We start from the raw sequence: 24,223 nt of genomic DNA on the forward strand, positions 1-24,223 counted from the left end.
ACTTTCAGACCAGCACTGGTTGTGGTGGCCTTATTTTAATGCCTAATTTTTAACCTGTAAAGTTTTTTAACTTTCTTCAATTTTAGTATTGACTTTTTATTTGCAGGCTGAAGTAACGAGAATGCGACGCGCAGTTTTCAAACTTTCAATCCTCCAACTCACAATCCTAACTTCTTTACAATTTCTCCCAGTGCACTTCTTACAGGAGAATCTTTCGGAAGCCGTATGATCGGCTTTCCATCACAGTCATACTGATATACCTGGTCATCATGTGGTACAACGCCTAACAGTTCCAATCCCTGATTTCGGATTTCTTCCAGAGTTCCGGCATCCAGTTTTCCATCCGGAACACGATTCACGATTAATCCAGTTTTCTGTGGTTTAAAGTTTAATTCATTCATCAGCTTTGCAATACGTCCGGCTGCCTGAACACCTCTTCTGGAACAGTCACTCACAAGAATCGCAACTTCCATCATTGGCAGAATTCCTCTGCTGATGTGTTCCATACCCGCTTCGTTATCAACCACAATATATGGATAATGGCTTTGCAGTTTCTGAACCTGGGTCTGCACAAGGCCATTTACAAAACAATAGCAGCCCTGTCCCTGGGTTCGTCCCATTACCATCAAATCATAATCGTCTTCTTCTGCAATCGCATCAGAAAGACGCATTTCCAGATATGCCTGTTTTGTCATACCGGAGGGAATCTGATATCGTGGGTCTATGCCTGCCCGCTCAATTTCTTCTCTCAGCTCCCCAAGTGTGACCTCCGGCTCAACACCGAGCACTTCGTTCAAATTTGCATTTGCATCTGCATCCACCGCTAGGACCGGACGTTTTCCGCTTTCACATAAATACTGGATCAACAATCCACAAAGAGTTGTTTTTCCTACGCCGCCTTTTCCTGATACTGCAATTACATGTCCCATGTTTTTCCTCCTAAAATTCTGAACAATCTGTTGACTTTTTCTTTAAACCTCATTATAGTTGTTACTATATAAATTACAATAATCAATCTGTGAGATTTGTATGGTTACTCAACACATCAGAAAAATTGTTGAGAAATTATATGATACTAACTAATACAGGAGTATATAATGTCAGAAAAAACGAGAAAACAAGATCGCCGTACCCGCTATACCAGGCAAACCATAAAAGATACGTTCTTAGAGTTGTTAAATCAGAAAAGTTTTACGAAAATTACAGTTACAGAGATCTGCAAAAATGCTGAAATCAACCGTGGCACTTTTTATCTTCATTACTACGATATCCATGATGTATTATCAGATATTTTTAATGATATGACTCAGGATATGTTAACAACTGTAGATCATTTATTCTGTCTAAATCAAAAAAGCTGTTCCTATCCGTTCTGTCAGAAAATACAGATGGAATCACAATACAGGGCACTGTTTCTGGATGATGCAATTGCCCCTATTCTTCTGGAAAAAATAGCAGAAAATACAAAAGAAGGCTATGTGACCTGGCTTATGTCACACAGCCTCCTGACCTTTGAACAGGCAGAATCGGTTTTTTATTTTCAAATGAATGGCTGCCTTTCCATCAACAGACTGATGCTCCGCAATCACTGTAATGACTGGAAACAGATTCAGACAGTAATCGACAAATTTATCAAAGCCGGGTTGGAAAGTTTTCTGATTCATGATCAGAGAGAAGAAAAGGCTTCCGATAATTTTTGCAGCAAAATTTCTCCAACTGTTACCGCATCTTCTACACTCAGATAATGATCGGCATGATCCTGAAGAAATATTTTGCCAGATGCAGGAAATTCTTCATCTGCAAACCATATCTTTAAAGTTACCGGATATCTTGGCAGAACTGGAAAAACAGCACACAGATCCGCCTTTGTCTCTGTGAATTCTGCACCCAGGTTTTTACATGCTTTCTGAATTTTCTCAGGATCTTTATCCTGCAAAAGCTTTTCCAGTTTCTGCTCTGCAGTCCGGTCAAACTTGGTTCCCCGTATCAATCCATCTTTCAGGTTACCAAAAGTAATGAGCTTCTGTGAGCCTTCTGTGCCATCGGCCATATCCAGATAATGCAGCAATGTCAGATAATGCCATTCGTCCACGTTTGAGTTAATACGAAACTCAGGGAGTTGAATTTCAATTGTTTCATAAAAACTCAGTACTTCAAGCACATTCCGGCTGCTATGAAAAACAGCCCCGCTTTTTGCAGCAATCTCCTCTCCGGAACGATTTTGCAGCCGTTTTACTGCTGCCTGCAACATTTCCTGAAATGCACGATTTTCTGTTTGATTTTTGTATTCCATAAGTTCTCCTTTGTGAGCATTTATAGTATCTGTGTTGACTTTTCCTTTAATCTCCATTATAGTTGTAATTATATTATTTACAATCATCAAAGCATTAAAAAATGTACAGTTTATCAACACATTAAAAAGAACTGTTGAGAACTTAGGATGTTTTAAACAAACCAGAAATATTTTCATCCCAAAAACGTGAAAACAAGATCATTATATCATACTACAAGGAGTTTCTTATCATGAAATATTCAACGAAATTAAGTGATACTGTTCATGTGATGGTTCTGATTGCTATCAACCAGGAAAAATCCCTCTCCAGTGCCTCAATTGCAGAAAGTGTCCATACAAATCCCGGCTTTGTACGCCAGCTTATGTTAAAACTAAAAAAAGCTGAACTTATGACCAGTGTAGCCGGACATGCCCGTCCTTCTCTTTCAAAACCAGCCGATCAGATTACATTGCTGGATATTTATAAAGCAGTTGAAGGTGATAAACCATTGCTTCATTTAGATACTCATACCAATCCAGATTGTGGCGTTGGTATTAACATTCAGTTATCTTTGCAGGGATTTTATAATGAAATTCAAAAGGCTGCCGAAGAAAAAATGAATACGATTACTTTGCAGGATATCATAGATACCTACTATCAGCGGATATCTATAGAAAATAACTTACAGAATATTATTTAACAGGAGAACACTTTCATGTACCTTCAGCAAATACGAAATGCTACCAAAACACTGTGGGAGAAGTAGACTATGAGAAAACAATCTGGTCAAGTTCATAGCAGGGAATCTTCTGCAACTCTCCAACTGACAGTAAGTTTACTCTATCCTTAATTGCTTAAGCTGGTTGTATATGAATAAAGAATGATGTATAGTATTTGCAAGAGGCACCTTCTTTCGTAAATGTTGTAAATGTTTGTTTCGTCACTTTCATTATACAACATCAAGAATCAAGGTGTCTTTCTTTTATGCAAAATCACGAACTTGCTCATTTATAGATAAAACGATTTTATTTCAAAAGCGGTTTTTACTAAAAATACGTCTGCCGTTTTTGGTCATTATTACTATGCATTGATACCTGGTCAAATTTCTTCCGAAAACAGATGATTTCAGGAATCAACTTGTCGGCACACTCCTTTGTAGTATGTTGTCTATCTTCCATTGAAATCTCTCTTCTTTGGTGATACAATGTGCTACAATGCTTATCAAAAGTTACATCATTTTGGGGGACATTTACACTACAAAGGAGAATTTATGTATGTTTCAGGTTTTTGTTGATTCAGCAGCAAATCTGCCTGCTGTTACTGCGAAAAAATACGATATCCATGTCGTTTCTTTCGTCAATCTTGTGAATGGAAAAGAGCTGGTCTGCTTCGACCCGGATCTGTCACCGGAAGAGGAGCTTGCAAAAGGAAAAGAATATTACAATGCCATGCGCACCGGCTGTGAAATCAAGACCGGACTGATCAGCACCGCAAATTTTGCGGATGCGTTCCGCACCGCTCTTGAGGCAGATCAGGATGTCATCTATCTTTCCTTAAGCAAAAACATCAGCGGAACTTATAACTCCGCAAGACTTGCTGCCGAGGAGCTTCTTGAGGAATACGGCGGAAAACGTAAAATCCGCCTCGTCGATTCCCTGAATGCCTCTCTTGCACAGGGCATCCTCGCCATCTATGCCAGCGAAATGCGCGATCGGGGCATGAACGTAGACGAAGCGGCAGATCTTCTGGAAACCTACGTCGGCAAAATGAACGGTGTTTTCACCGTCGGCGATCTGAAATATCTTTCCCGTACCGGAAGAATCAAGGGAAGTGTCGCTGTGGTCGGAAATATGCTGAAAATCAAACCGATTCTGCGTGGAAGTGAAGATGGCTATATTGTTTCCTACAAGAATGTCCGCGGACGCAAAGCCGTTTTAAATGAACTGATCCGTCTTTTCTGTGAAACGATCGAAGAACCGGAAAAGCAGATCGTCGGAATCGCACATGCAGATGCCTATGAGGAATCTCTTTATATGATGGAAGAAATCCAGAAAAGAGTGAAGGTGCGTGAGTTTATCAATACTTCCTACGATTACTGCACCGGAAGCCACGTCGGACCGGATACGATCGCTTTGTTCTATCTCGGAAAAGACCGCAGTCTTCTGTAAAAGGAGCAACCAGACTAACCACTGCTGTTCCACTGTATTTTTTCCGAAATTGCTGCAAACAGCGGAAATACTGTTTCTTTTTTCCATGCATAATTCCACCTGTTTTTCCACATACTACCCATACAGCACAAATTATGGAAAGTACATTGCGGAAACAGGAGGAATTTTTCATATGAAAGCGACGGGAATTGTTCGAAGGATTGATGATCTGGGGCGTGTGGTAGTTCCCAAGGAAATCCGGCGCACGATGCGGATCCGGGAAGGACAGGCCATGGAAATTTATACCGGACGGGAGGGTGAGATTATCCTGAAGAAATACTCACCGATCGAAGAGCTGGCGGAATGCGCAGCAGGGTTTACAAAATCAATTTCAACGGTGACCGGATGTCTCGTCTGTGTTTCGGATCAGGAACAGATTGTGGCGGCAAACGGGCCGGAACAGAAAAATTATCTTGGCAAGTCCATCAGCAGCCGGCTGGAGGAGGCGATTCTGAACCGGAAAACAGTACTTGCGCGTCCCGGTGAAAAGGCTTATTTTTCAATTTTGGAAAACACAGACAATACTACTCCTCTGCCGGAGCTCATTTTTCCGATTCTCTCCTCCGGTGATGCCATCGGTTCGGTCATTCTCTGCGGCAAAGACAGGGAGTCCCTGCCGGGCGACACGGAAAAAAAGCTCCTCCAGGTAGCGGCAACGTATCTCGGACGGGAAATGGAAAACTAAACAGGGGATTTATCGAAGGCATTTATCAAAGGCTTTTTGCATCATCCACACCGGTTATGCAAGAGGCCTTTTCCTGTTATTCTGTAATTCGAGATATTCCAATTTTATCTTGCTATTTACACCTGCATTGTCTACAATAAAAATGACGTGCACGAAAACCTTCAGCCGATACGCCCGAAGCTTTTCTGTGCCTGCTTTTATAAGCCGGGAAAAATTCCCGGAGTATCCTACATTACACAAGGAGGAATTTCCATTCATGAAATACATTGCAAAGAAATTCGGCTCTCTCCTTCTTACGCTGCTTCTTGTATCCTTTTTATCGTTCTTTGCCTTTTCCGTCATACCCGGAGATGCGGCAAAATCGCAGCTTGGCACGGAGGCGACGCCGGAGCGGATTGAGGCTCTGCAAAAGGAAATGGGACTGGATCGGCCGGTTCTGGAACGGTATGCTTCGTGGGTAACCGGCTTTTTTCATGGAGATCTCGGCACCTCGTATTCGTACTCGATGCCGGTCGGAGAACTGATCCGCGATAAAGTTCCGATTACCATCGCTATCACCGTTATCGCATTCCTGATGATCCTTGTTGTCTCGATTCCCATCGGCATTTTCACAGCACAGCACGCCGGAGGCCATCTGGACCGGCTGATCATGACGATCAATCAGGTGATCATGTCTGTGCCGGGATTTTTCATCGGTATTCTGATCACGTATCTTTTCGGTCTGATTCTCAAATGGTTTCAGCCGGGCGCCTATGTGCCGATTTCTGAAAATTTTTCCGGTTTTATCGGTTATCTTGTTGCACCGTCTGCCGCCATTGCACTTCCGCGCTGTTCCATGGCTGTCAAAATGCTGCGCAGCTCTGTGCTCTCGCAGCTCGATGCCGACTATGTGCGCACCGCCTATTCCCGCGGAAACAGTACACGCCGTGTTATGTATCACCATGTGCTGAAAAACGCCTGATTCCGGTACTGACCTTCTGGGGCATGACAATCGCAGATATTGTGGCAAACAGCATTATTCTGGAACAGGTTTTTTCGATTCCGGGCATGGGCAATCTTCTGATCACTTCGATCTCCAACCGCGATTACCCCGTGGTTCAGGGCATCCTTGTACTGATCGCCGCCCTCATTATTATCATCAATTTCGTGGTAGATCTGCTGTATGGCAGAATTGATCCGCGTATCCGCGTAAAAGACTGACGGGAGCTTTCGATCATCAGCTCCCGCGACCGAAAGGTCATGGGGAGCCGCCCACGACAAAGGAAAGGGTTTTCATTATGAAAAAGAAACGCAATCTCACGCTGATCATCGGAGCTGTTCTCACCGCTTTTATGCTTCTGTTTCTTCTGATCGGCTTTTTCTACACACCGTACGACCCGGATGCAATGAACGGCGCAGCCAAGTTTGCTGCTCCCTCTCTGTCGCACCCGTTCGGCTGCGATCACTTTGGACGCGATATTTTCAGCCGCGTCTTAAAAGGAACCGGTACAACCTTCTTCGTCGCTTTCGCTACTCTGCTGCTCGGCGGAACCATTGGCGTCCTCGTCGGTGCGTTCACCGGGTATTTTGGCGGATGGATTGACGAAATCCTGATGCGCATAAACGATGTCATTGTTTCCTTTCCGGGAATCCTGCTGGCGCTGGTATTTATCGCGCTGCTGGGTCCCGGCAAATACAACGTGATCCTTGCACTCGGTATCGTATTCATTCCGAGCTTTGCACGTATCACCAGAAGCGAATTTCTCGCACGCAAAGATATGGACTATGTCAAAAGTGCCCGTCTGATGGGTGTTTCCCATCTTCGGATCATATTTGTACATATCCTGCCAAATACGGTCCCGTCCCTTCTTTCGATGGCAGCAATCGGTTTCAACAACGCCGTTCTCTCCGAGGCCGGCATGAGCTTTCTCGGCATCGGTGTCCAGCCGCCCGATGCCTCGCTTGGACGGATGCTCTCAGAATCCCAGACGTATCTGATGACTGCTCCCTGGGGCTCTGTTTTCCCCGGTCTTGCCGTCATTTTACTGGCGCTTGGCGTATCGCTCCTCGGTGACGGATTACAGAAGAAAGGCGGTAACTGATATGGCACTTCTCGATGTACGTGACTTAAAAATTGCATTTTACGATACCACGCCACCGACCGAAGTGGTAAAAGGCATCTCCTTTTCCTTAGAAGAAGGTGAGACGCTTGGCATTGTCGGGGAATCCGGTTCCGGCAAAACCCAGACGGCGCTCTCCATTCTGCACCTTTTAAAGGAAAATTCTGCCGTATCCGGCGGAGAAATTCTCTACGAAGATTCTTCCGTTGCGCACGCTTCCAGCCAGGATCTGCAGCGCATCCGCGGAAAAGAAATCAGCATGATTTTTCAGGAACCGATGACCTCTTTAAATCCGGTTCTGACCATTGAAGAACAGATTGCAGAAGGACTGCTGATCCATGAGAGCTGCACACCGGCAGAACGTCATGAAAAGGTTCTTGCCATAATGCATGAGGTCGAGCTTCCCGACCCGGAAAAGCTTTGCAAAAAATACCCTCACCAGCTCTCCGGCGGTCAGCGCCAGAGGGTGATGATCGCTGCGGCACTCATTACAGAACCGAAGCTTCTGATTGCAGACGAGCCGACAACAGCTCTTGATGTGACGATTCAGTCGCAGATCTTAAAGCTGCTGAAAAAAATCAATGAACGCCATCACACGGCGATTCTTTTTATCTCACACGACCTCGGCGTCATCCGTTCGCTCTGTGACCGGGTCATCGTCATGAATCATGGGACGATTGTGGAATCCGGCAGTGTGGACGATGTCTTTTTCCACCCGAAGGAAGACTACACCCGCCGCCTGCTCGATGCAATTCCGAACCGACGAACATCGCTGCGAAAGCGAATCAAAATCGCTCCAACAGCTCAATGGCCGACAGGCTCTGACAAAAAAGCTGCTCCGCCGGCGGAAAAGGAGAAATAACCCATGGAAGAAATCAGTCCGAACAACATTCTGAAAGTCAGCCATATTTCTGCCTCCTATCAGGAGGGAAAGCAGAGAAAAACGGTGCTTCATGATATCTCTTTCGAGCTTCATGAAAATGAAATTCTCGGTCTCGTCGGAGAGAGCGGATGCGGAAAATCGACACTCTCCAAAGTGATCTTAGGATTTATCCGCCCAGATGAGGGCGAAATAATTTCGCAGGTCGACCATCCGCAGATGATTTTCCAGGATCCGTTTTCTTCCCTGAATCCTGCGAAGAAAATCTCCTGGATTTTAGAGGAGCCGCTTCGGATGCAGAAGGTTCCAAAAGAAGAACGAAAAAAACGGGTTCTTGCGATGGCCGAAAGAGTCGGCCTCTCCGCAGAGCACCTGAAACGCCGCCCGCATGAGCTCTCCGGCGGCCAGCGCCAGAGAGTCAGCATCGCGGCCGCACTGATCCAGGGCTCACGTCTGATCCTTGCCGACGAACCGGTTTCCGCTCTCGATGTGACGATTCAGAAGCAGATCATGGAGCTGATGGTTCAGCTTCAGGAGGAGCTTCAGCTCTCGATTCTCTTTATCTCGCATGACCTCAACGTGATCTATCAGATGTGCGACCGGGTTCTCGTGATGAAAGAAGGCCGGATTGTGGAGAACGCGGAGACGGAAGAACTGTTTGCGCATCCGCAGAATGATTATACAAAGGAGCTTCTGGCGGCATCACCAGAGCTGTAGTTTTATTTCCAGCATTCTCTAAACACCCGAAGTACATTCTTGGAAAAGACCTTCTCGATCTCTTCATCGGTGAAACCGTCGTGGCTCATCACATCTGCGAGATGCTGCATATGCGCGGTGTCCGGCACATCCGTTTCACCGCTGAAACCGTCAAAATCGGTTCCAAGGCCGATGATGTCGATGCCGCCGACGTTTCGCAGATATTTCATATGGCGTACCATATCCATCGTCGATGCCTTTTTCGCTGCCGGCTCCTCCTCGCGCAGAAACGACGGACAGAAATTGATACCAGTGACGCCGCCACGCTCTGCGAGCTGACGAATCATTTCATCCGAAAGGTTTCTCAGATGGAAGCACGCGCCGCGCGCATTGGAATGGGACGCAATGACCGGACCTCTCGTATGCGCAAAAACGTCGCGGATTCCGGCATCATTTAAGTGTGATAAATCGATCACTATGCCGAGCCGCTCCATCTCCTCGACAAAGGTAATACCGGTCGGCGTCAGCCCGTTTTCAAGATCCGGAAGATATGGCTTTCCCTCTTCCTGCGCCGGGTTTGGGAATCCGAGTTCATTCGGGAAGTTCCAGGTCAGTGTGGAAATCCGCACGCCGAGATCGTACATCGTATGCAGTTTTTCAATACTTCCCTCGTAAACACCACCCTCTTCGACGGTCATCACCGCGCCTATTTTTCCTTCCTTCTGTACCTGCATCAGATCCGCATACGTTTTGATCTGACAAATGCGGTCCGGATACCGTTCCACCTCTGATTTCCAGAGATCAGCCAGCTTTCTCACATGCTCAAACGGCGTTTCGTCTTTCAGTCCCTTCAGGAACGTAAACAAAGAAAAGCACTGGCAGAGGCTGCCGCCCTTTTCCAGCTTATCCAGATTGATCTGAAGATCCGCATCCGCAAGATGCTCCTGTTTTTCCTTCCACTGCAGCGCCGGGATGGTGTCGCAGTGCATATCAATTACCTGAAACATGGCAATAATCCTCTTTTCTGTTTTTTTTCTATTCTATCATATTTCGCTGCATTCCTTCACAAAAACTGGAAGAAAACGGAAAAAACCGCCTGGCTCATGGTAAACCCATAAGGCTAGAGAAAATATATCTTTCCGGAATCGCAAAAAATTTGGGGGTTCGCGTTTTTTCTCGAAAAAAACTTGCAAATCTCGTCTGAGATGATATACTTTTTGCATTGTGTTACTTTATGAAAGCACTGATCTTCCAAGAAAGTGCTTCTGCTTATGAAAAAGAAAGAGGTATCTATGCTCCAACTGATTGAAACCATCAACAATGCCGTGAACAATTTTATCTGGGGTGTTCCGGCTATGATCTGTATTTTCGGTGTCGGCCTTTACCTGAGTCTGCGCACCCGTTTTCTCCAGATTCGAAAATTCCCGTATGCGATCCGCACAACGCTTGGAAGAATGTTCCGCAAAAGAGATGCTTCCGATGGCGCAATTACACCGTTCCAGGCGGTCTGTACAGCACTTGCTGCCACGGTTGGTACCGGTAATATTGCCGGTGTTGCCGGCGCTATCGCTATCGGCGGACCCGGCGCCGTATTCTGGATGTGGATTTCCGCTCTGCTCGGCATGTGTACGAAATTTGCCGAGGTAACACTGGCTGTTTTCTATCACGAGAAAAATGCCAACGGGGAACTCGTCGGCGGACCGATGTATTACATCAAAAACGGTCTCAGCAAAAAATGGCATTTTCTGGCCTATCTTTTCGCTGCTTTCGGTGTACTGACTGTGTTCGGAACCGGAAATGCAACGCAGGTCAACACCATCACAACCGCAGTCAACTCCGCACTGATGAATTACCATGTGATCTCAAAGGACGCGATCCCGACCTCCAACCTGATTCAGGGTATCATTATTGCGGCACTCGTAGCGCTGATTCTGCTCGGCGGTGTCAAACGGATCGCACAGGTAACAGAAAAGCTCGTTCCGTTTATGGCTCTGTTTTATATTGTCCTTGCCATCGGTGTAATTTTGCTGAATCTCAACCGGATTCCGTCTGTTTTCGTATCGATCCTTGAGGGCGCCTTCCGTCCCTCTGCTGTTACAGGCGGTATCGTCGGAAGCATGCTCATGAGTGTGAAAAAAGGTGTGTCCCGCGGTATTTTCTCAAACGAGGCAGGTCTTGGTACCGGTTCGATCGCGCACGCCTGTGCCGACACAAAAAAGCCGGTCAAACAGGGTATGTTCGGTATCTTTGAGGTATTTACTGATACGATCGTGATTTGTACCTTAACTGCACTTGTTATTCTCTGCAGCGGTACTTCCATCACCTACGGACAGGCTGCCGGCGCAGAGCTGACCATCAGCGGTTTTACCCTTACATACGGAAACTGGGTTTCGCTGCTCACCGCGTTCGCGATGTGCTGCTTCGCCTTTTCCACGATTCTCGGATGGGGACTTTACGGTGCACGCTGCATCGAGTTTTTATTCTCCGAAAGAATCACAAAATATTTTATGGCCGCCTATGCGCTGGTTGCCATCCTTGGCGCCACTGCAAACCTCGGCCTGATGTGGAGCATTGCCGAGACCTTCAACGGCCTCATGGCAATCCCGAACCTGATTGCGCTCTTCCTGCTTTCGGGCAAGGTTGTGGAGCTTACAAAGGAATACTTTTGCGGAGAAGGCAAAACCCGGTAAAATTTCTTTTCTCGCGGCGCATTCCCTTCTTCTGTAAGAAAATCATGTAAATTCGCCTTTTCCCTTGACAATCAGGTTGCTACTCCTTACACTGTTAAAAGTTTATAACATGTTTACCAAAGAGGGAAAACCGGGAGGAACTTTTGAATGGAAAAATGGAATGAAGTAAAACTGGTGCCGGAGTTTTCGGAACAGGGCGTGGACTGCTACCGCCTCGCAGGCGGCGATTATGAAAACGAATACTATGTCGTTTCCGAAGCAGAGACAAGAAAACTTCTGAACACACCGGAGGTTGTCGGGTATGAGGTTTATCACTGCCTGATCCCGTCCACTTCACAGATGCTTTATTATTTTAAAGAGCAGGGAAAAGTAACCGCAGCCAACATCCTTTCCATCCTGCGCGGTGCTTTGAATTATCCGCTGGAGGAAAGCTGCTACCGCGAACACATTCGTGTACATGACATCAGCTTTCTGTCAAGTGAGCGTGTCTTTAAAGAGGAAGAAATCGCAGGACTGGAAATCAAGTACAGCAAGCTGACGATGGTTCCGGGAAGCACACTTCTGATCGGCGATATCATCGCAACGGGTGAGACGCTGATCCACTGCCTGCGCTACGTAACCGATTTCTATCGTGAGCATGGTGCTTCCCTTCGCAACATTATCATCTTTACGATCGGCGGCACAACCGGAATCAAGATTCTGGAACGTCTCACCAAAGAAATCCGTGAGTTCTGGCCGGAGTTTGAAGGCTTTATCACAGTATATTACGAAGGAATCTTCAGCACCTATCAGGACAAGGGCGTATCCGGAATCAATCTGCCGGATGTCGATTTCTACTGGAAAGACGGTATCATTGCACCGGAGTTCCGAAGAGAAACTCTTTCCATGCGTGATCCGCTGTTTGAAAAATGCATCATCTACGACGGCGGTGCAAGACGCTATGAAATCCATGAGCATGTCGAGGAGGTTCTCGACTTCTGGAATAAAATGTTGGAGAGGGCCGACCGGATCGACTTTACCAGACTGCTCGAGGAGAAGCTCGGCTGCCCGCTTGACGCATCCTACGAAGAGTGGATTCACATCAATCACTACGAAGAAATCGATGAACGCGTGGCCAAATGGCTGTACCGCCAGGAAAAAGGTTACATTGCAAGCCTTGGCGATGCTACCCTGAAAGAAATTGCGGCTGAACGAATCGAAGAATTTACCGCAGCACTTCGCAAATACATGCTGTAACAAAAAACCATTTCTTACGGTTCGCTGAATTTCGGCGAACCGTAATCACAGTTTTCAGGAGATATTATGGAAAAAGAAAAGAAAGTAAAAGATGTTGACTTCGCGGACAGCGCGGTTCCGTCTTCTGCCCGGAAAAATGTAGTAACCATGTTTATGATCATGCTTGGCTTCACCTTCTTCTCGGCAAGCATGTGGGTCGGCCAGCAGCTCGCTGACGGCCTCGATTTCTGGGGCTTTTTGGGATCACTGATCCTTGGTGGAATCATTCTTGGTATTTATACCGGTCTGCTCGGCTACGTCGGTGCAAAAACCGGTCTGTCACTTGATCTTTTGTCCCAGAGAGCCTTTGGCGAAAAAGGTTCCTATCTGCCGTCAGCCATGACCAGCTTTACGCAGATCGGATGGTTTGGTGTCGGTCTTGCCATGTTTGCAATTCCGGTTTCCAAGGAGCTGCTCGGCGGAAGCACTGCGGCACAGTGGGGACTTGTTATTCTTGCCGGCGTCTGCATGACCGCCTCTGCCTATTTTGGTATTGAATCTCTGACCATCGTCAGCTATATCGCTGTACCAAGTGTTGCCATTCTCGGAACGATCGCCATGGTCATGGCCGTAATGAGAGGCGACGGAACGATCATCGATCAGTTTGCCAAATCCAGCGGATCTCTGACTATCATCGGCGGTGCCGGTCTTGTCATCGGCTCCTTCGTTTCCGGCGGAACCGCAACCCCGAACTTCGCACGTTTTGCAAAGGACGGAAAAGCGGGTGCCATCACCACGGTTGTGGCCTTCTTCATCGGAAACTCCCTGATGTTCTTCTTCGGTGCCGTTTCCTCGATCTTTGTCGGCGGAAACGATATCTTCGAGGTTATGGTCCGCCTGAACCTGTTCTACCTGGCTGTTCTCGTTCTCGGTCTTAATATCTGGACTACAAACGACAACGCTCTGTATACCGCAGGTCTTGGTCTTGCCAACATCTTCCATCAGAGGAAAAAACCGATGGTTCTCCTTTCCGGTATCATCGGAACGGTTGCCTCCGTATGGCTGTACTACAACTTCTGCGGCTGGCTCAACATTCTGAATTGTACCCTGCCGCCGGTCGGCATGATTCTGGTGCTCGCCTACTTCATGAACAAAAAGGACTTTGAAACCGATCAGCCGAAGCTTAAAACCGTAGACTGGTTTGCGGTTGCCGGTGTCATTCTCGGTGCCATTGTTGCGAACCTCTTACACTGGGGCATCGCTTCCATCAACGGCATGGTTGTTGCCGCTGTATGCTACTGTGTCGGACAGGCCGTAAACAAAAGAAAATAGGCAAAATCGTCCTGAATATGTTCCTGTATCTTATCTCCGGAACATGTTCAGGGCTTTTTATTTTTTCGGATTCGCGTTATAATATATGCATAACTCTGCATAGTTACAATTTTCGAAGCGAAAGGAAACTGCCCGGATGATCCATTCCACCGTATCTGCTCCCAAAGGAGAAAAAACAAAATACCGTCTTGCCGAATCCATGAAGGAGTGCATGAAATCAACCCCTGTCGAAGAGATCACCGTGCGCCAGATCTGTGAAATCTGTGGTGTTACCCGCCAGACCTTCTACCGCAATTTTCTCGACAAATACGATCTGATCAACTGGTATTTTGATAAATTACTGACAAAATCCTTCGAACATATGGGTCGCGGAACGACCGTTTTTGACAGTCTGGAAAAGAAATTTACCTATATTCAGAAAGAAAAAGCTTTTTTCGCCGCTGCCTTCCGCTACGACAAGCAGAATTCTCTGCGTGAGCACGATTTTGACCTGATTCTCGCGTTCTACGAAAATCTGATTCACGAAAAAAGCGGCAGCCCGGTTTCACCGGAAATGCATTTTCTTCTCGAAATGTACTGTCAGGGTTCCATCACCATGACCGTAAAATGGGTGCTTACCGGCATGGATCTGACACCTTCCGAGTTTGCAGCTCTTCTCGTCCGGGCAATGCCGGAAGACTTAAAAAAACTGTTCCGGAATCTGCAGCTGCTCTCTTAGAGCGCGTGTCAAAGTGGGGCTTGCAGATTGCGGAAATGGTTTTTCAGACACTCTCTGGTTATTTTTCACAAATTTTGTTCTGTTGTTTTTGTCACAATGGCGATTTTTTTTAAAGTGTTACACTTCGCTTCTTCTGTCACTTTCTTTTTCCCTTCCGGATTTGTTAATATAATAACAAGTTCAGTAAAACCATTTATTCATTTTAGAAGGGAGTTTTTCAATCATGGCAAATCGTATTAATTTAAATGCAACCTCTTATCACGGAGCAGGCGCTATTGCCGAGGTCGCAAATGAAGCAAAGGCACACGGCTTCAAGAAAGCTTTCGTATGCTCTGACCCGGATCTGATTAAATTCAACGTTACTTCCAAAGTAACCGATATTCTGACCGCAAACGGACTCGACTATGAGCTTTACAGCGATATCAAGCCAAACCCGACCATCGAAAACGTAAAACACGGCGTAGAAGCTTTCAAGGCATCCGGCGCTGACTATCTGATCGCCATCGGCGGCGGTTCTTCTATGGATACCTCCAAAGCAATCGGTATCATCATCGCAAACCCGGAGTTTGAGGATGTCAGAAGCCTTGAAGGCACTGCACCGACCAAAAATCCATGCGTACCGATCATCGCTGTTCCGACCACAGCCGGTACTGCTGCAGAGGTTACCATCAACTACGTTATCACAGACGTTGAAAGAAAACGTAAATTCGTATGCGTTGACCCGCACGATATGCCAATCATCGCAGTTGTTGACCCGGATATGATGTCCTCCATGCCAAAAGGACTGACCGCTTCTACCGGTATGGACGCTCTGACCCACGCAATCGAGGGTTACACCACAAAAGCTGCATGGGAAATGACTGACATGTTCCATCTCAAAGCCATCGAACTCATCTCCAAATCTCTGCGCGGTGCTGTCGCAAACACCAAAGAGGGACGCGAAGGAATGGCTCTTGGCCAGTACATCGCAGGTATGGGCTTCTCCAACGTGGGTCTTGGAATCGCTCACTCCATGGCACACACCCTTGGTGCTGTTTATGATACCCCACACGGTGTTGCATGTGCCATGATGCTTCCGATCGTTATGGAATACAACCAGGAGTGCACCGGTGAGAAATACCGTGAAATCGCACGTGCCATGGGCGTTGCAGGTGTAGACGAAATGTCTCAGGAAGAGTACAGAAAAGCAGCGATTGATGCTGTTAAGAAGCTGTCCGCAGACGTTGGAATCCCGTCTGTTCTCGAGGCAGTCAAAGAAGAGGACCTGCAGTTCCTTGCAGATTCCGCACACGCAGATGCCTGCGCACCGGGCAACCCGAAGGATGCAAGCGTAGAAGATCTGAAGGATCTGTTCCGCAAAATCATGGCATAACGAACACAGTTCGTCTCCCACATGTCAAGCGGATATTCGCAATCCGCTTCGCTACTTGCTCATAACCGAATAACTGCTCCGCAGTTTATCAGAAGGAGCTTGCACTCCTCCTGATACAAGCAAGTCCCCACCCACTGCTTATTGCTTTTCGCAATGGAAGCAGGGGACTTACTTGATTCGGTTAAATCACCCCGGAAAACAGAAATTTTCATCCTGTTTCGGGGTGATTTTTCTTTTTATTCTACTGTATTTCCGTCTGCATCCACAGTCACAGTATTGACTGTTGCATTGTCGAGAACCATATTGATCATGCGCTCCATCATGATATTGCGCACTACCGTATCTTCCCCGTAATAATCATTGGCCGCTTTCAGGAAATCTTCCTGCGACATATTGGCATTGGCTGCCTCGTCGTTTAAGATCTGCTGGTAATCCTGGTCATCTGTCGTCCAGCCTTCTGCCTCTTTTACGGCATCCAGAAGAAGGGCACTTTTTGCCATCGTTCCTGCATACGTTGCTTTCTCCTGATTGTAGGTTGCTCTGTCCGCATACTGCTCCAGATAGTCGTCCAGGGAAATGCCGTAATTCTGAAGATAAGTGGTATACCGTTTATCGTAATCCTCTTCGCCAAGGGTGATATAGGATTTCGGAATTTTGTGAAACGTACAGCCGTCTGCCACCTGCTGCATCGCGTCATTCTGCAGATTATTTTCCGCTGTCGTCTCATTTGCAGCCTCCAGCTCTGCGCGTTTTCCGGCACGGTATTCCTCCACAGTGCTGTAATCTGTATTCTCTGCTACCCATGCATCGTCGAGTTCCCATCCGTCAATGTTTTCTGCCGGGCGGGTAAACGCATTTACCGTAACGGTAAACACAACGTCTTTTCCTGCCAGATCGGTACTCTGATAGCTGTCCGGGAATTTCAGGTTCAGATCCTTTGTCTCCCCTGTTTTCATTCCAATGACACCATCCTCAAATCCATCGATGAAGGTACCGGATCCGATCACCAGATTGTAGGAATCACTGCTTCCGCCGTCAAACTCCTTGCCGTCAACTTTTCCAACATAGGCAATATCGGCGGTGTCGCCTTTTTGTACGGTGGCGTCCGGATCGTCCATGGTGACAGCTGTCTCTGCCATAATGGCCGTCTGTACGTCATCATCCGTTACCTGCTCTACTTTCTTTTCCAGTGTCAGCTTTTTGTAATCTCCAAGCGTTACACACTCTGCCGGATCAACTTCCTCATCGACAACCGGAATCCCGTCTACATCACTTGGGGAAGCGTATTCCTCAGAAGCTGTGCTGTCGGACGATGTGCTGCCTGCGCTCGACGCATCGGATGCTGAGGAAGCGCTTGTGCTGCTTGCGCTTGATACGGAACTGCTGCTTGTTGTATTGTTTTTTCCACATCCGCTCACACTGGCTGCTCCCAGTGTCATGAGCAGAAGCATGACTGCTGCTTTTCTTTTCATTCTTGAATTTTCCTCCATACTACGCCGTTCCCGGCGCGTTGTAAATCTCATTTTACCATACTTGTCTGGTAAAAAAAAGGCTGGGGCTCCGATTTTAGAAATTCTTATGATTTTCAACCGTAAAATCGCCTGGATTGCGCTAAAATGTGTTTGCGTTTTGCCGAAATCAATGTTAGAATGTTCATAGACTGGCATTGTATGTTCCGATGCCCACATTATTTTTTGCAGAGGAGGAATAGAGGGATGAAACCCTGGATTATCGTATTAATCGTATTAGCTGTCATCGCTGTCATCCTTGGTCTGCTGTATTACTTCGGTAAAAAAGCACAGACAAAACAGGCCGCACAGCAGGAACAAATGGAGGCCATGAAACAGACTGTCTCCATGTTGATCATAGATAAGAAAAAGCTTCGCATGAAAGATTCCGGACTCCCACAGATGGTCATTGACCAGACACCGAAAATGATGCGTCGCGCAAAACTGCCGATCGTCAAAGCAAAAGTCGGTCCGAGAATCATGACCCTGATCTGCGACGCTGCTATCTTCGATCAGATCCCGGTAAAAAAAGAAGTCAAGGCTACCGTAAGCGGTATCTATATCACCGGAGTTCGCGGCATCCGCGGTTCTTTAGAGCAGCCGGCAAAGAAAAACGGCTTCTGGCAGAAAATGCTCCGCAAGGCACGCGGCGAGGAGAAATAAAATTTCATCTGAAACAAAAAGAAACACGCTTTGCGTGTTTCTTTTTGCTTTCGCGGCAGTCTCCAAGGTCTCGTGCAAGCCCGGACTTTGGCTCGTTGCTCGCGAAAATACCCGAGTTGAATGATTTTCATTCTTCCCGGGTATTTTTTTATAAATTCAGTTTTCCGCCTTCCCGCGGTCTTACCTCGATATCGATTACGCAGTCCCCCACGTAGCTGTCGTTGATGTCGAGCGCGTATTCTGCCTTCAGTAAAATCTGATCCGGCGTCTCTTTCATTCTGACCTTCGTCGCCGCAACTCCCATGTTGATCATGCCATATGGCGTGTGATAAAACGAAATGTTCTTTTTATCCTCCTCAAAAATCATATGGACATCAATGAGGCCGCGCTTGCGCACCTCGAGGGCGTTTTCCGTAAATTTGATCATGTTGTGCGTCATCATGTCAAAGCCTTCGGTTGCCTCGTCGTAGATCAGAAAGTGATGGCCATTTTTCTTGTAGTACGAACCCGTCGTCATAACCTCCACCGGTTCTTGTTCGCCGGATTCCTCATCCATCAGATACTGCAGTCCGCGGATGCTGATGAGTACGTCTTTTTCCATCCTTTTCTGATGTTCCTCTCTCTTTTCTGTATGTCGTTTTTAATAGTTTTCAATCTGTACCTGTTTCGTATCGCTGATCTGCTCCGGCAGAACGGAATGTGCGAAGGCATTGAACCGCTCCACGCCGTCGCTTGCGAAGAACTGGTATTTTTGACGGCCCAGCTCATCGTTTCCCGGATTCTCCAGATCCAGCTCCCGCAGCAGTCTGCGCAGTGCCTGTGAGGTTTCGTATGCCGGGTTGACGAGTGTTACTTTTTCTCCGACTACTTTCCGCAGCAGAGAACGCAGCAGCGGATAGTGGGTGCATCCCATAATCAGCGTGTCGATGTCTTTATCCAGAATCTCTGCCAGATAGCGGCGCGCCACTTCCTCGGTGATCGGATCTTTTGTCCAGCCCTCTTCCACGAGCGGCACAAACAGCGGACACGGTTTTCCGTAAACGGTGATCGCCGGATCTGCCTCGGTAATGAGCTGCTGGTAGAGGCCGCTCTGAATAGTGCTCTCGGTTGCGATGACGCCGACGCGCTTGTTCTGCGTCGTCTCGACGGCCATCTGTGCGCCCGGTTTTACCACGCCGATGATCGGGAGATCAATCTCTTTTTCGATCGTATCGAGTGCCAGCGCACTTGCGGTGTTGCAGGCGATGACGATTGCCTTGACCTGCTGGGTTTCCAGAAAGTGTACGATCTGGCGGGAATAACGGATGACGGTATTTTTCGATTTGGAACCGTACGGCACACGCGCGGTATCTCCAAAATATACGATTCGTTCGTCGGGCAGGTTTCGCATAATCTCACGCACTACGGTCAGTCCGCCGACACCGGAATCAAAGACGCCGATCGGCGCCTGTCTGTCTGCTTTCATACTTTCCTCCATTTTTCATCCGGCATTACTTTTTTGTCATGCCGAATGGGGTTCATTTCTATATTTAATATATCTGAATTTTTACATTTCTTTTTTCATTTCACGACCCTGGTTAAAATAGGTCGCTGATACATTATTTTAACCCGAATGGAGGAATATTGCAATCATTTCTCTTGAAAGTCTTTCGAAAAATCCGCCTAACGCCAGAAAAACCGGAACGAAATCCGGTCACTTTTCAGAATTTCGCGGTAGGCGGCGTCACTCAACAGATTCTGCAGCGGAATCCGGCTTTTTTCGACTTTTTCTGCACTTTCGCCATCCTCGTTTACGGGGCGCAGGGCATCCGAAAAGCAGATGGACGGGTACAGCATGCACCACCAGTTGTGCCCTTTGGCTCTGCCGATGTTGATCTGAAGAGCGTCGTACGTTCCGGCGGGGAGAATATAATTGCCCGTTTCTTTTTCCTCAAAACTGGCTTTTCCGTACGTTACGGTGATATCGTCAGTACTGCCTCCTGCGCGCAGCGTCTGAAGGGCGGCGGCACGGATGGAGGGCTCGTTTTCACGCAGGATTTCTTCGGTTTCTGCTTTTGTTTCGGCTCCGTGCAGGATCGTCTGCAGTTCTTCGGCAACGGCATCGCGTACCTGAAGCTTGATCTGCTGGTCGGAGGCGCAGTCGCTGTTGGCTCTTACGTGAAAGCGCACGATCTTTGCAGCGACTTCCTGCTGCAGACGGGACTCGCGGAGAAGATTGGCGGTTCCGGAAAGGATCAGCGCCGCAATGCAGACGGGGAGCCAGCGGCGGCAGAAAATTTGAAATGCCGCCTGGAATTGACTTCTATGCTGGTTCCCAAATGTATTTCGGGGCTGCGCCTGCCTGTCCCTGGATTTCTTCTGTGTCTGATTTTGATTCCGTTTCCGGCTCTGTACTTTTTTCTCATTCATATGCTGCCTCCTGTTTTTTCCAGTTTTGCCGGATTTCAAAACTTTTATACACAGACACTCACTACCCGCTCCGATATTCCATACACTTTAAACCTTTTACGGCGCTTTCGGAATCCACGGAATGCTCCTTTCGTTTTCCAACGCATAGCACAAGTCCGCCAGTGTCACCGCCTCTTTTCTTTTCACCCGGTTGTCATAAATTCCGCACAGGTACTCACCGACGGACTCCACCTGTTTTCCGTTCTGCTCCATGATATCTTCTGGTTTTTCTGCGTGAAACAGATAGGCACTGTGCCCAAGCGCACGGTCCTGTTCCAGGTACTTCAACAGTTCTTCCATCCGTCCCCGGTCACTGAGCAGTGCATCGGAAAATACAATCGCCTGGACGTGTCCGGTGTCGAGATCATATTCCTCTGTGCTGTCATATTGCTGCGCAATCTCCTCAAACGTCTCCGCTTCAAAGAACAGCGATGCGGGGTCCTCGTCGGTTCCCTCCTCCTGCTCATCCTTTCCCTGGCCGGTCACCACCGCAAGATTCGCAGGCGCATACCAGACGCGCCATTTACCGCCAGCCGTCTCCTTTTCTCCGCCGCTCTCACTGACCGCCGTCCCGGTTTCTTCCCCAGTTTCACTGTTTTCCGGCGCAGTCGCCTCTTCCGACATATAATCAAAGGCAACCGCCAGTGGATACAGCCGCTTTTCCGGCTCTACTGCCCCGCAGGATGACAGGAAAATCATACTGCCCAGCGCCAGACACACAAGCCGCAGTTTTTTCATATGCTTCTGGCAGAAGCCGAGCAGCACCGTGATGGCAAGGAAAAACGGAAAGTAACCGTATCGGACCGACCAGCCGCTTTCCGCGCATGACAGCAGCCATATAAAAAGCACTGTACCGATCTGTACATAGAGATTCTGCGGTTTCCACAGTCCCGTCTTCTCTCCGATCAGCGATACGTAAAACAGCAGACTTCCCAGTGTGAACAGCAGTCCCATCAAAAGAAATGCCATCCACAGAATATCAAACCGCTCCAGAAATCCACCTGGCAGGCTCGTTCCTGCCATTAACAGTAAGAGCGGGTCCTGCGCCGCAGCCGTGCCGCGCCGGCCGAAAACGCCGAGCAGCGCCATGCTTCCTGCAATTACAAGAAGCCCCGTTTTCCAGATACTCTGCGTCACCGGAAGAATGACACTCCTGTGCTCTTTCTGCACATGCCCCAGTAAAAACGGCAGCAGCGCAATCGGTGTTCCATTTTCCAGTGTTCTCCACACATTCCACCCAAAAAGTATTCCGTTATCCACAATTTCAACAGACTTTGCTGTCTTCCAGGCATCCTCAAACGAGGAAAAATGCATCTGCGGAACCGTCAGCAGAAGCAGAATCAAAATCCCGCCCACAATCCACGGATAGAGTGCTTCCGCCAGCCGTCCTCTTTTCTGTACTTCACTGCCGACACCAAACCCGGCCGCCGCGAGCAGAAACAGTCCGCAGAGCTCCTGCGGTACACCCGCTGTCAGATACGCGGCGGCAAGCTCTGCCATTCTGCGAAGCAGTGTTCCGCCGAGGAAAAGCAGATAACACAGATACATCACTGCCAGAAGGAGTTTCCCAGCCTTTCCCATCACGCTTTCCAGGCGGCAGTAAAGCCCGCCAAGGCGCACGAGATAAATGCACCACACCGCCAGCAGCCCATATCCAACGAAAATCCCTGCCATACCGGGCAGGCCGTCCGATGCGCCGTACGCTGCGAGCTGCCAGAACGCCGGGCAGAGCAGAACGAGCACGATCTGGCGTTCCATCTGGCGCTGTGAAATTCTGTCATTTTCCGAAAACATGCGTCACTCTCCCCTTTCCTGTTTTTCTTCCGGCTCCGCAGCTTTTCTGTTTTTCCGCAGCCGCACTCTCTGATTGCGCTTTGTAAAGACCGGCCGCTCCCGCATCTGATGCAGCGGCGGCCGCCATACGGAATCCTTCGGCGCATGGTAGCCCGCAAGTCCTTTCCCGACGAACGGCATCAGATAGGGAATGCCAAAACTCGTAAGCCCGGCAAGATGACCCGCGAGAAGAAACGTGCCGAGCACCATGCCGAAAATGCCGATCCATCCGCCGAGCAAAATGAAGCCGAACTTCAGCAGCCGGAACGGCGCACCAAACTCTTCGTTCGGAATCGCCAGCGAACAGAGCGCCGAAACCGCAACCACAACGACGGTCATCGGGCTCACCAGATTGGCGGAAACCGCTGCATCTCCGATGATCAGCCCGCCCACAATTCCGATCGTCCCGCCAAGCGGCCCCGGCATGCGCACACCGGCCTCGCGGATCAGTTCAAAAGCAAATTCCATCAGAAGAATTTCCAGAATGCCGGGGAACGGAACGCCTTTCCGCGCTTCGGCGAACGCCAGCAGGAGTTTGGTCGGAAGCACCTGTGTGTGAAAGCCCGTGACAGCCAGGTATCCGCCCGAAATCCACAGGGCGAGAAAGACCGCCGCATACCGCAGCAGCCGCTCAAATGAGACGATCAGAAAATGATGATACCGGTCCTCACTGACCTTTAAAAAGCTGTCAAATGATGCCGGGAAGAGAATCCCGACCGGGGAATTATCACATAAAAGCAGGATTCTTCCGTCCAGAATCTCCATCGCCGCGCGGTCCGGCCGTTCAGTCGTCTCGAAGCGCGGGAACGGCGATTTCCACTGCGGTCCGCAGAGCTGCTCGACCATGCCGCTGTCAAAAACGCCGTCCACCTCCCAGCCGGCAATCTGCTGTTTTACCTCTTCCAGAAATTTCGGATAAATCAGCTCTTTCTCATACACCAGAGCCAGAACCGTATCAGAATGCGCACCAAAATGTATCTCCTCCACTTTCAGATCGGTGGTCCGCAGACGCTTGCGGACGAGTGCCGTATTGGTTTTGACGGAATCGGAAAAGCCCTCGTTTGAGCCGCGCAGCACTTTCTCGGACTCGGCTTTCTGGACTCCCATATTTGGATATCCCTTCGAACCGATTTTGACGGCGCAGTCGTAACCGTCCACAAAGAGAACGGCGTTTCCCGCCAGCATCGAGGCAAAGGCATCCTCGAGGGTGTCAAATTCCAGCGTGTCCGAAATTCCGAGCTGATTTTCCGAGAGAACCCCCGGGATATCTGCCTCGGGAACCTCCATCAGACGGTTCAACAGCTTCCCGATCACGGAATCCTTCAACATAACGCAGCTCACCGCCACTTCTACGTAGATCAGCAGCGCACCGGTTCCGCCCGTTTTGCCGAGTTTCATCGGGCGGATCTGAATATCATCGCAATTTTCACACCATGTACGGATCACGCTTTCATTTTCCGCCAGTGTGAGTGAAATCTGCGTCTTCTCTTCTTCCATGCCTGCGTCCCTCCTTCTCCTCCTTTTGAAAGCTTCCGAAAAACCATCTGGAGAAATATACTCTGCAAAATTCCATAAAAAAACATTCTGTCACGATTTTTTTACTC

At 48.3% G+C, this 24,223-nt stretch carries 22 protein-coding genes and 1 pseudogene; 14 read left to right on the forward strand and 9 right to left on the reverse strand.

Annotated elements, in window-relative coordinates; genetic code table 11:
- Nucleotides 1-158: 158 nt before the first annotated feature.
- Complete coding sequence (locus tag DXA93_RS08140) at nt 159-929, reverse strand: ATP-binding protein (RefSeq protein ID WP_117762263.1); 771 nt, start codon at nt 927-929, stop codon at nt 159-161.
- Between the two features lie 168 nt (nt 930-1,097).
- Between DXA93_RS08140 and DXA93_RS08145 the strand changes: the two genes are divergently transcribed.
- Entirely contained in the window at nt 1,098-1,745 is a 648-nt protein-coding gene (locus DXA93_RS08145) for a TetR/AcrR family transcriptional regulator (protein ID WP_019162593.1), read from the forward strand.
- On the opposite strand, the gene DXA93_RS08150 is transcribed toward DXA93_RS08145, so the two are convergent.
- Entirely contained in the window at nt 1,667-2,293 is a 627-nt protein-coding gene (locus DXA93_RS08150; protein WP_055226247.1) for a DUF3786 domain-containing protein, read from the reverse strand. The two genes, DXA93_RS08145 and DXA93_RS08150, sit on opposite strands and share 79 nt — an antisense overlap.
- A 230-nt stretch (nt 2,294-2,523) precedes the next feature.
- Between DXA93_RS08150 and DXA93_RS08155 the strand changes: the two genes are divergently transcribed.
- The 7 genes and pseudogenes from DXA93_RS08155 (at nt 2,524) to DXA93_RS08190 (ending at nt 8,861) form a co-directional block, all read left to right on the forward strand.
- A complete protein-coding gene (locus DXA93_RS08155; protein ID WP_055221751.1) occupies nt 2,524-2,973 on the forward strand; it encodes an Rrf2 family transcriptional regulator in 450 nt (149 codons plus the stop codon).
- Between the two features lie 574 nt (nt 2,974-3,547).
- Nucleotides 3,548-4,441 carry a DegV family protein gene (locus tag DXA93_RS08160; RefSeq protein WP_118601663.1) on the forward strand — a complete coding sequence of 298 codons (894 nt, stop codon included), beginning with the start codon at nt 3,548-3,550 and terminating at the stop codon, nt 4,439-4,441.
- A gap of 172 nt (nt 4,442-4,613) precedes the next feature.
- Nucleotides 4,614-5,165, forward strand: a complete 552-nt coding sequence (locus tag DXA93_RS08165; protein ID WP_055221761.1) for a stage V sporulation T C-terminal domain-containing protein — start codon at nt 4,614-4,616, stop codon at nt 5,163-5,165.
- 256 nt (nt 5,166-5,421) lie between these two features.
- Nucleotides 5,422-6,365 (forward strand): annotated as a pseudogene (locus DXA93_RS08175) (ABC transporter permease).
- Nucleotides 6,366-6,442: 77 nt separating this feature from the next.
- Nucleotides 6,443-7,246, forward strand: a complete 804-nt coding sequence (locus DXA93_RS08180) for an ABC transporter permease (protein ID WP_022462692.1) — start codon at nt 6,443-6,445, stop codon at nt 7,244-7,246.
- Between the two features lies 1 nt (nt 7,247).
- Nucleotides 7,248-8,126, forward strand: coding sequence for an ATP-binding cassette domain-containing protein (locus DXA93_RS08185; RefSeq protein WP_118640887.1), 879 nt, complete (start codon nt 7,248-7,250; stop codon nt 8,124-8,126).
- 3 nt (nt 8,127-8,129) lie between these two features.
- Nucleotides 8,130-8,861: an ABC transporter ATP-binding protein gene (locus tag DXA93_RS08190; protein WP_117510043.1), complete on the forward strand. Its 732-nt coding sequence runs from the start codon at nt 8,130-8,132 to the stop codon at nt 8,859-8,861.
- A gap of 2 nt (nt 8,862-8,863) precedes the next feature.
- On the opposite strand, the gene DXA93_RS08195 is transcribed toward DXA93_RS08190, so the two are convergent.
- Complete coding sequence (locus DXA93_RS08195) at nt 8,864-9,847, reverse strand: dipeptidase (RefSeq protein WP_118640885.1); 984 nt, start codon at nt 9,845-9,847, stop codon at nt 8,864-8,866.
- Nucleotides 9,848-10,132: 285 nt separating this feature from the next.
- On the opposite strand from DXA93_RS08195, the gene DXA93_RS08200 reads away from it, so the two are divergent.
- The 5 genes from DXA93_RS08200 to fucO all read left to right on the forward strand — a co-directional run bounded on the left by DXA93_RS08200 (nt 10,133) and on the right by fucO (nt 16,167).
- Nucleotides 10,133-11,530, forward strand: coding sequence for an alanine/glycine:cation symporter family protein (locus DXA93_RS08200; protein WP_118750204.1), 1,398 nt, complete (start codon nt 10,133-10,135; stop codon nt 11,528-11,530).
- Between the two features lie 147 nt (nt 11,531-11,677).
- Nucleotides 11,678-12,766 (forward strand): hypothetical protein, encoded by a 1,089-nt coding sequence (locus DXA93_RS08205; RefSeq protein ID WP_117813086.1) that lies wholly within the window; start codon nt 11,678-11,680, stop codon nt 12,764-12,766.
- Nucleotides 12,767-12,832: 66 nt separating this feature from the next.
- The gene (gene codB, locus DXA93_RS08210; protein ID WP_118640879.1) at nt 12,833-14,077 is read left to right on the forward strand and encodes a cytosine permease; all 1,245 of its coding nucleotides are present in this window, start codon (nt 12,833-12,835) and stop codon (nt 14,075-14,077) included.
- A gap of 136 nt (nt 14,078-14,213) precedes the next feature.
- Nucleotides 14,214-14,795 (forward strand): TetR/AcrR family transcriptional regulator C-terminal domain-containing protein, encoded by a 582-nt coding sequence (locus tag DXA93_RS08215; RefSeq protein ID WP_117813088.1) that lies wholly within the window; start codon nt 14,214-14,216, stop codon nt 14,793-14,795.
- 223 nt (nt 14,796-15,018) lie between these two features.
- On the forward strand, nt 15,019-16,167 hold the full coding sequence (gene fucO / locus DXA93_RS08220; RefSeq protein ID WP_118660605.1) for a lactaldehyde reductase: 1,149 nt from the start codon (nt 15,019-15,021) through the stop codon (nt 16,165-16,167).
- Between the two features lie 236 nt (nt 16,168-16,403).
- Here fucO and tig read toward each other — a convergent pair whose 3' ends face one another.
- The gene (gene tig / locus DXA93_RS08225; protein WP_158579604.1) at nt 16,404-17,639 is read right to left on the reverse strand and encodes a trigger factor; all 1,236 of its coding nucleotides are present in this window, start codon (nt 17,637-17,639) and stop codon (nt 16,404-16,406) included.
- 243 nt (nt 17,640-17,882) lie between these two features.
- Here tig and DXA93_RS08230 point away from each other — a divergent pair, with 243 nt between their 5' ends.
- Nucleotides 17,883-18,338, forward strand: a complete 456-nt coding sequence (locus DXA93_RS08230) for a hypothetical protein (RefSeq protein ID WP_117510035.1) — start codon at nt 17,883-17,885, stop codon at nt 18,336-18,338.
- A gap of 148 nt (nt 18,339-18,486) precedes the next feature.
- On the opposite strand, the gene DXA93_RS08235 is transcribed toward DXA93_RS08230, so the two are convergent.
- The 5 genes from DXA93_RS08235 to DXA93_RS08255 all read right to left on the reverse strand — a co-directional run bounded on the left by DXA93_RS08235 (nt 18,487) and on the right by DXA93_RS08255 (nt 24,116).
- Nucleotides 18,487-18,939 (reverse strand): DUF1934 domain-containing protein, encoded by a 453-nt coding sequence (locus DXA93_RS08235; RefSeq protein WP_022462143.1) that lies wholly within the window; start codon nt 18,937-18,939, stop codon nt 18,487-18,489.
- A 39-nt stretch (nt 18,940-18,978) separates the two neighbouring features.
- Entirely contained in the window at nt 18,979-19,803 is an 825-nt protein-coding gene (gene murI, locus DXA93_RS08240) for a glutamate racemase (RefSeq protein ID WP_055221779.1), read from the reverse strand.
- Nucleotides 19,804-20,000: 197 nt separating this feature from the next.
- Nucleotides 20,001-20,747 (reverse strand): stage II sporulation protein R, encoded by a 747-nt coding sequence (spoIIR, locus tag DXA93_RS08245; RefSeq protein WP_117510034.1) that lies wholly within the window; start codon nt 20,745-20,747, stop codon nt 20,001-20,003.
- Between the two features lie 96 nt (nt 20,748-20,843).
- On the reverse strand, nt 20,844-22,580 hold the full coding sequence (locus tag DXA93_RS08250) for a GerAB/ArcD/ProY family transporter (protein ID WP_118595252.1): 1,737 nt from the start codon (nt 22,578-22,580) through the stop codon (nt 20,844-20,846).
- A 3-nt stretch (nt 22,581-22,583) separates the two neighbouring features.
- Entirely contained in the window at nt 22,584-24,116 is a 1,533-nt protein-coding gene (locus DXA93_RS08255) for a spore germination protein (RefSeq protein ID WP_119208050.1), read from the reverse strand.
- Nucleotides 24,117-24,223 lie beyond the last annotated feature (107 nt).

Origin of the sequence: Blautia sp. OF09-25XD, assembly GCF_003482095.1 — a bacterium.
Classification (GTDB): Bacteria; Bacillota; Clostridia; order Lachnospirales; family Lachnospiraceae; genus Fusicatenibacter; species Fusicatenibacter saccharivorans.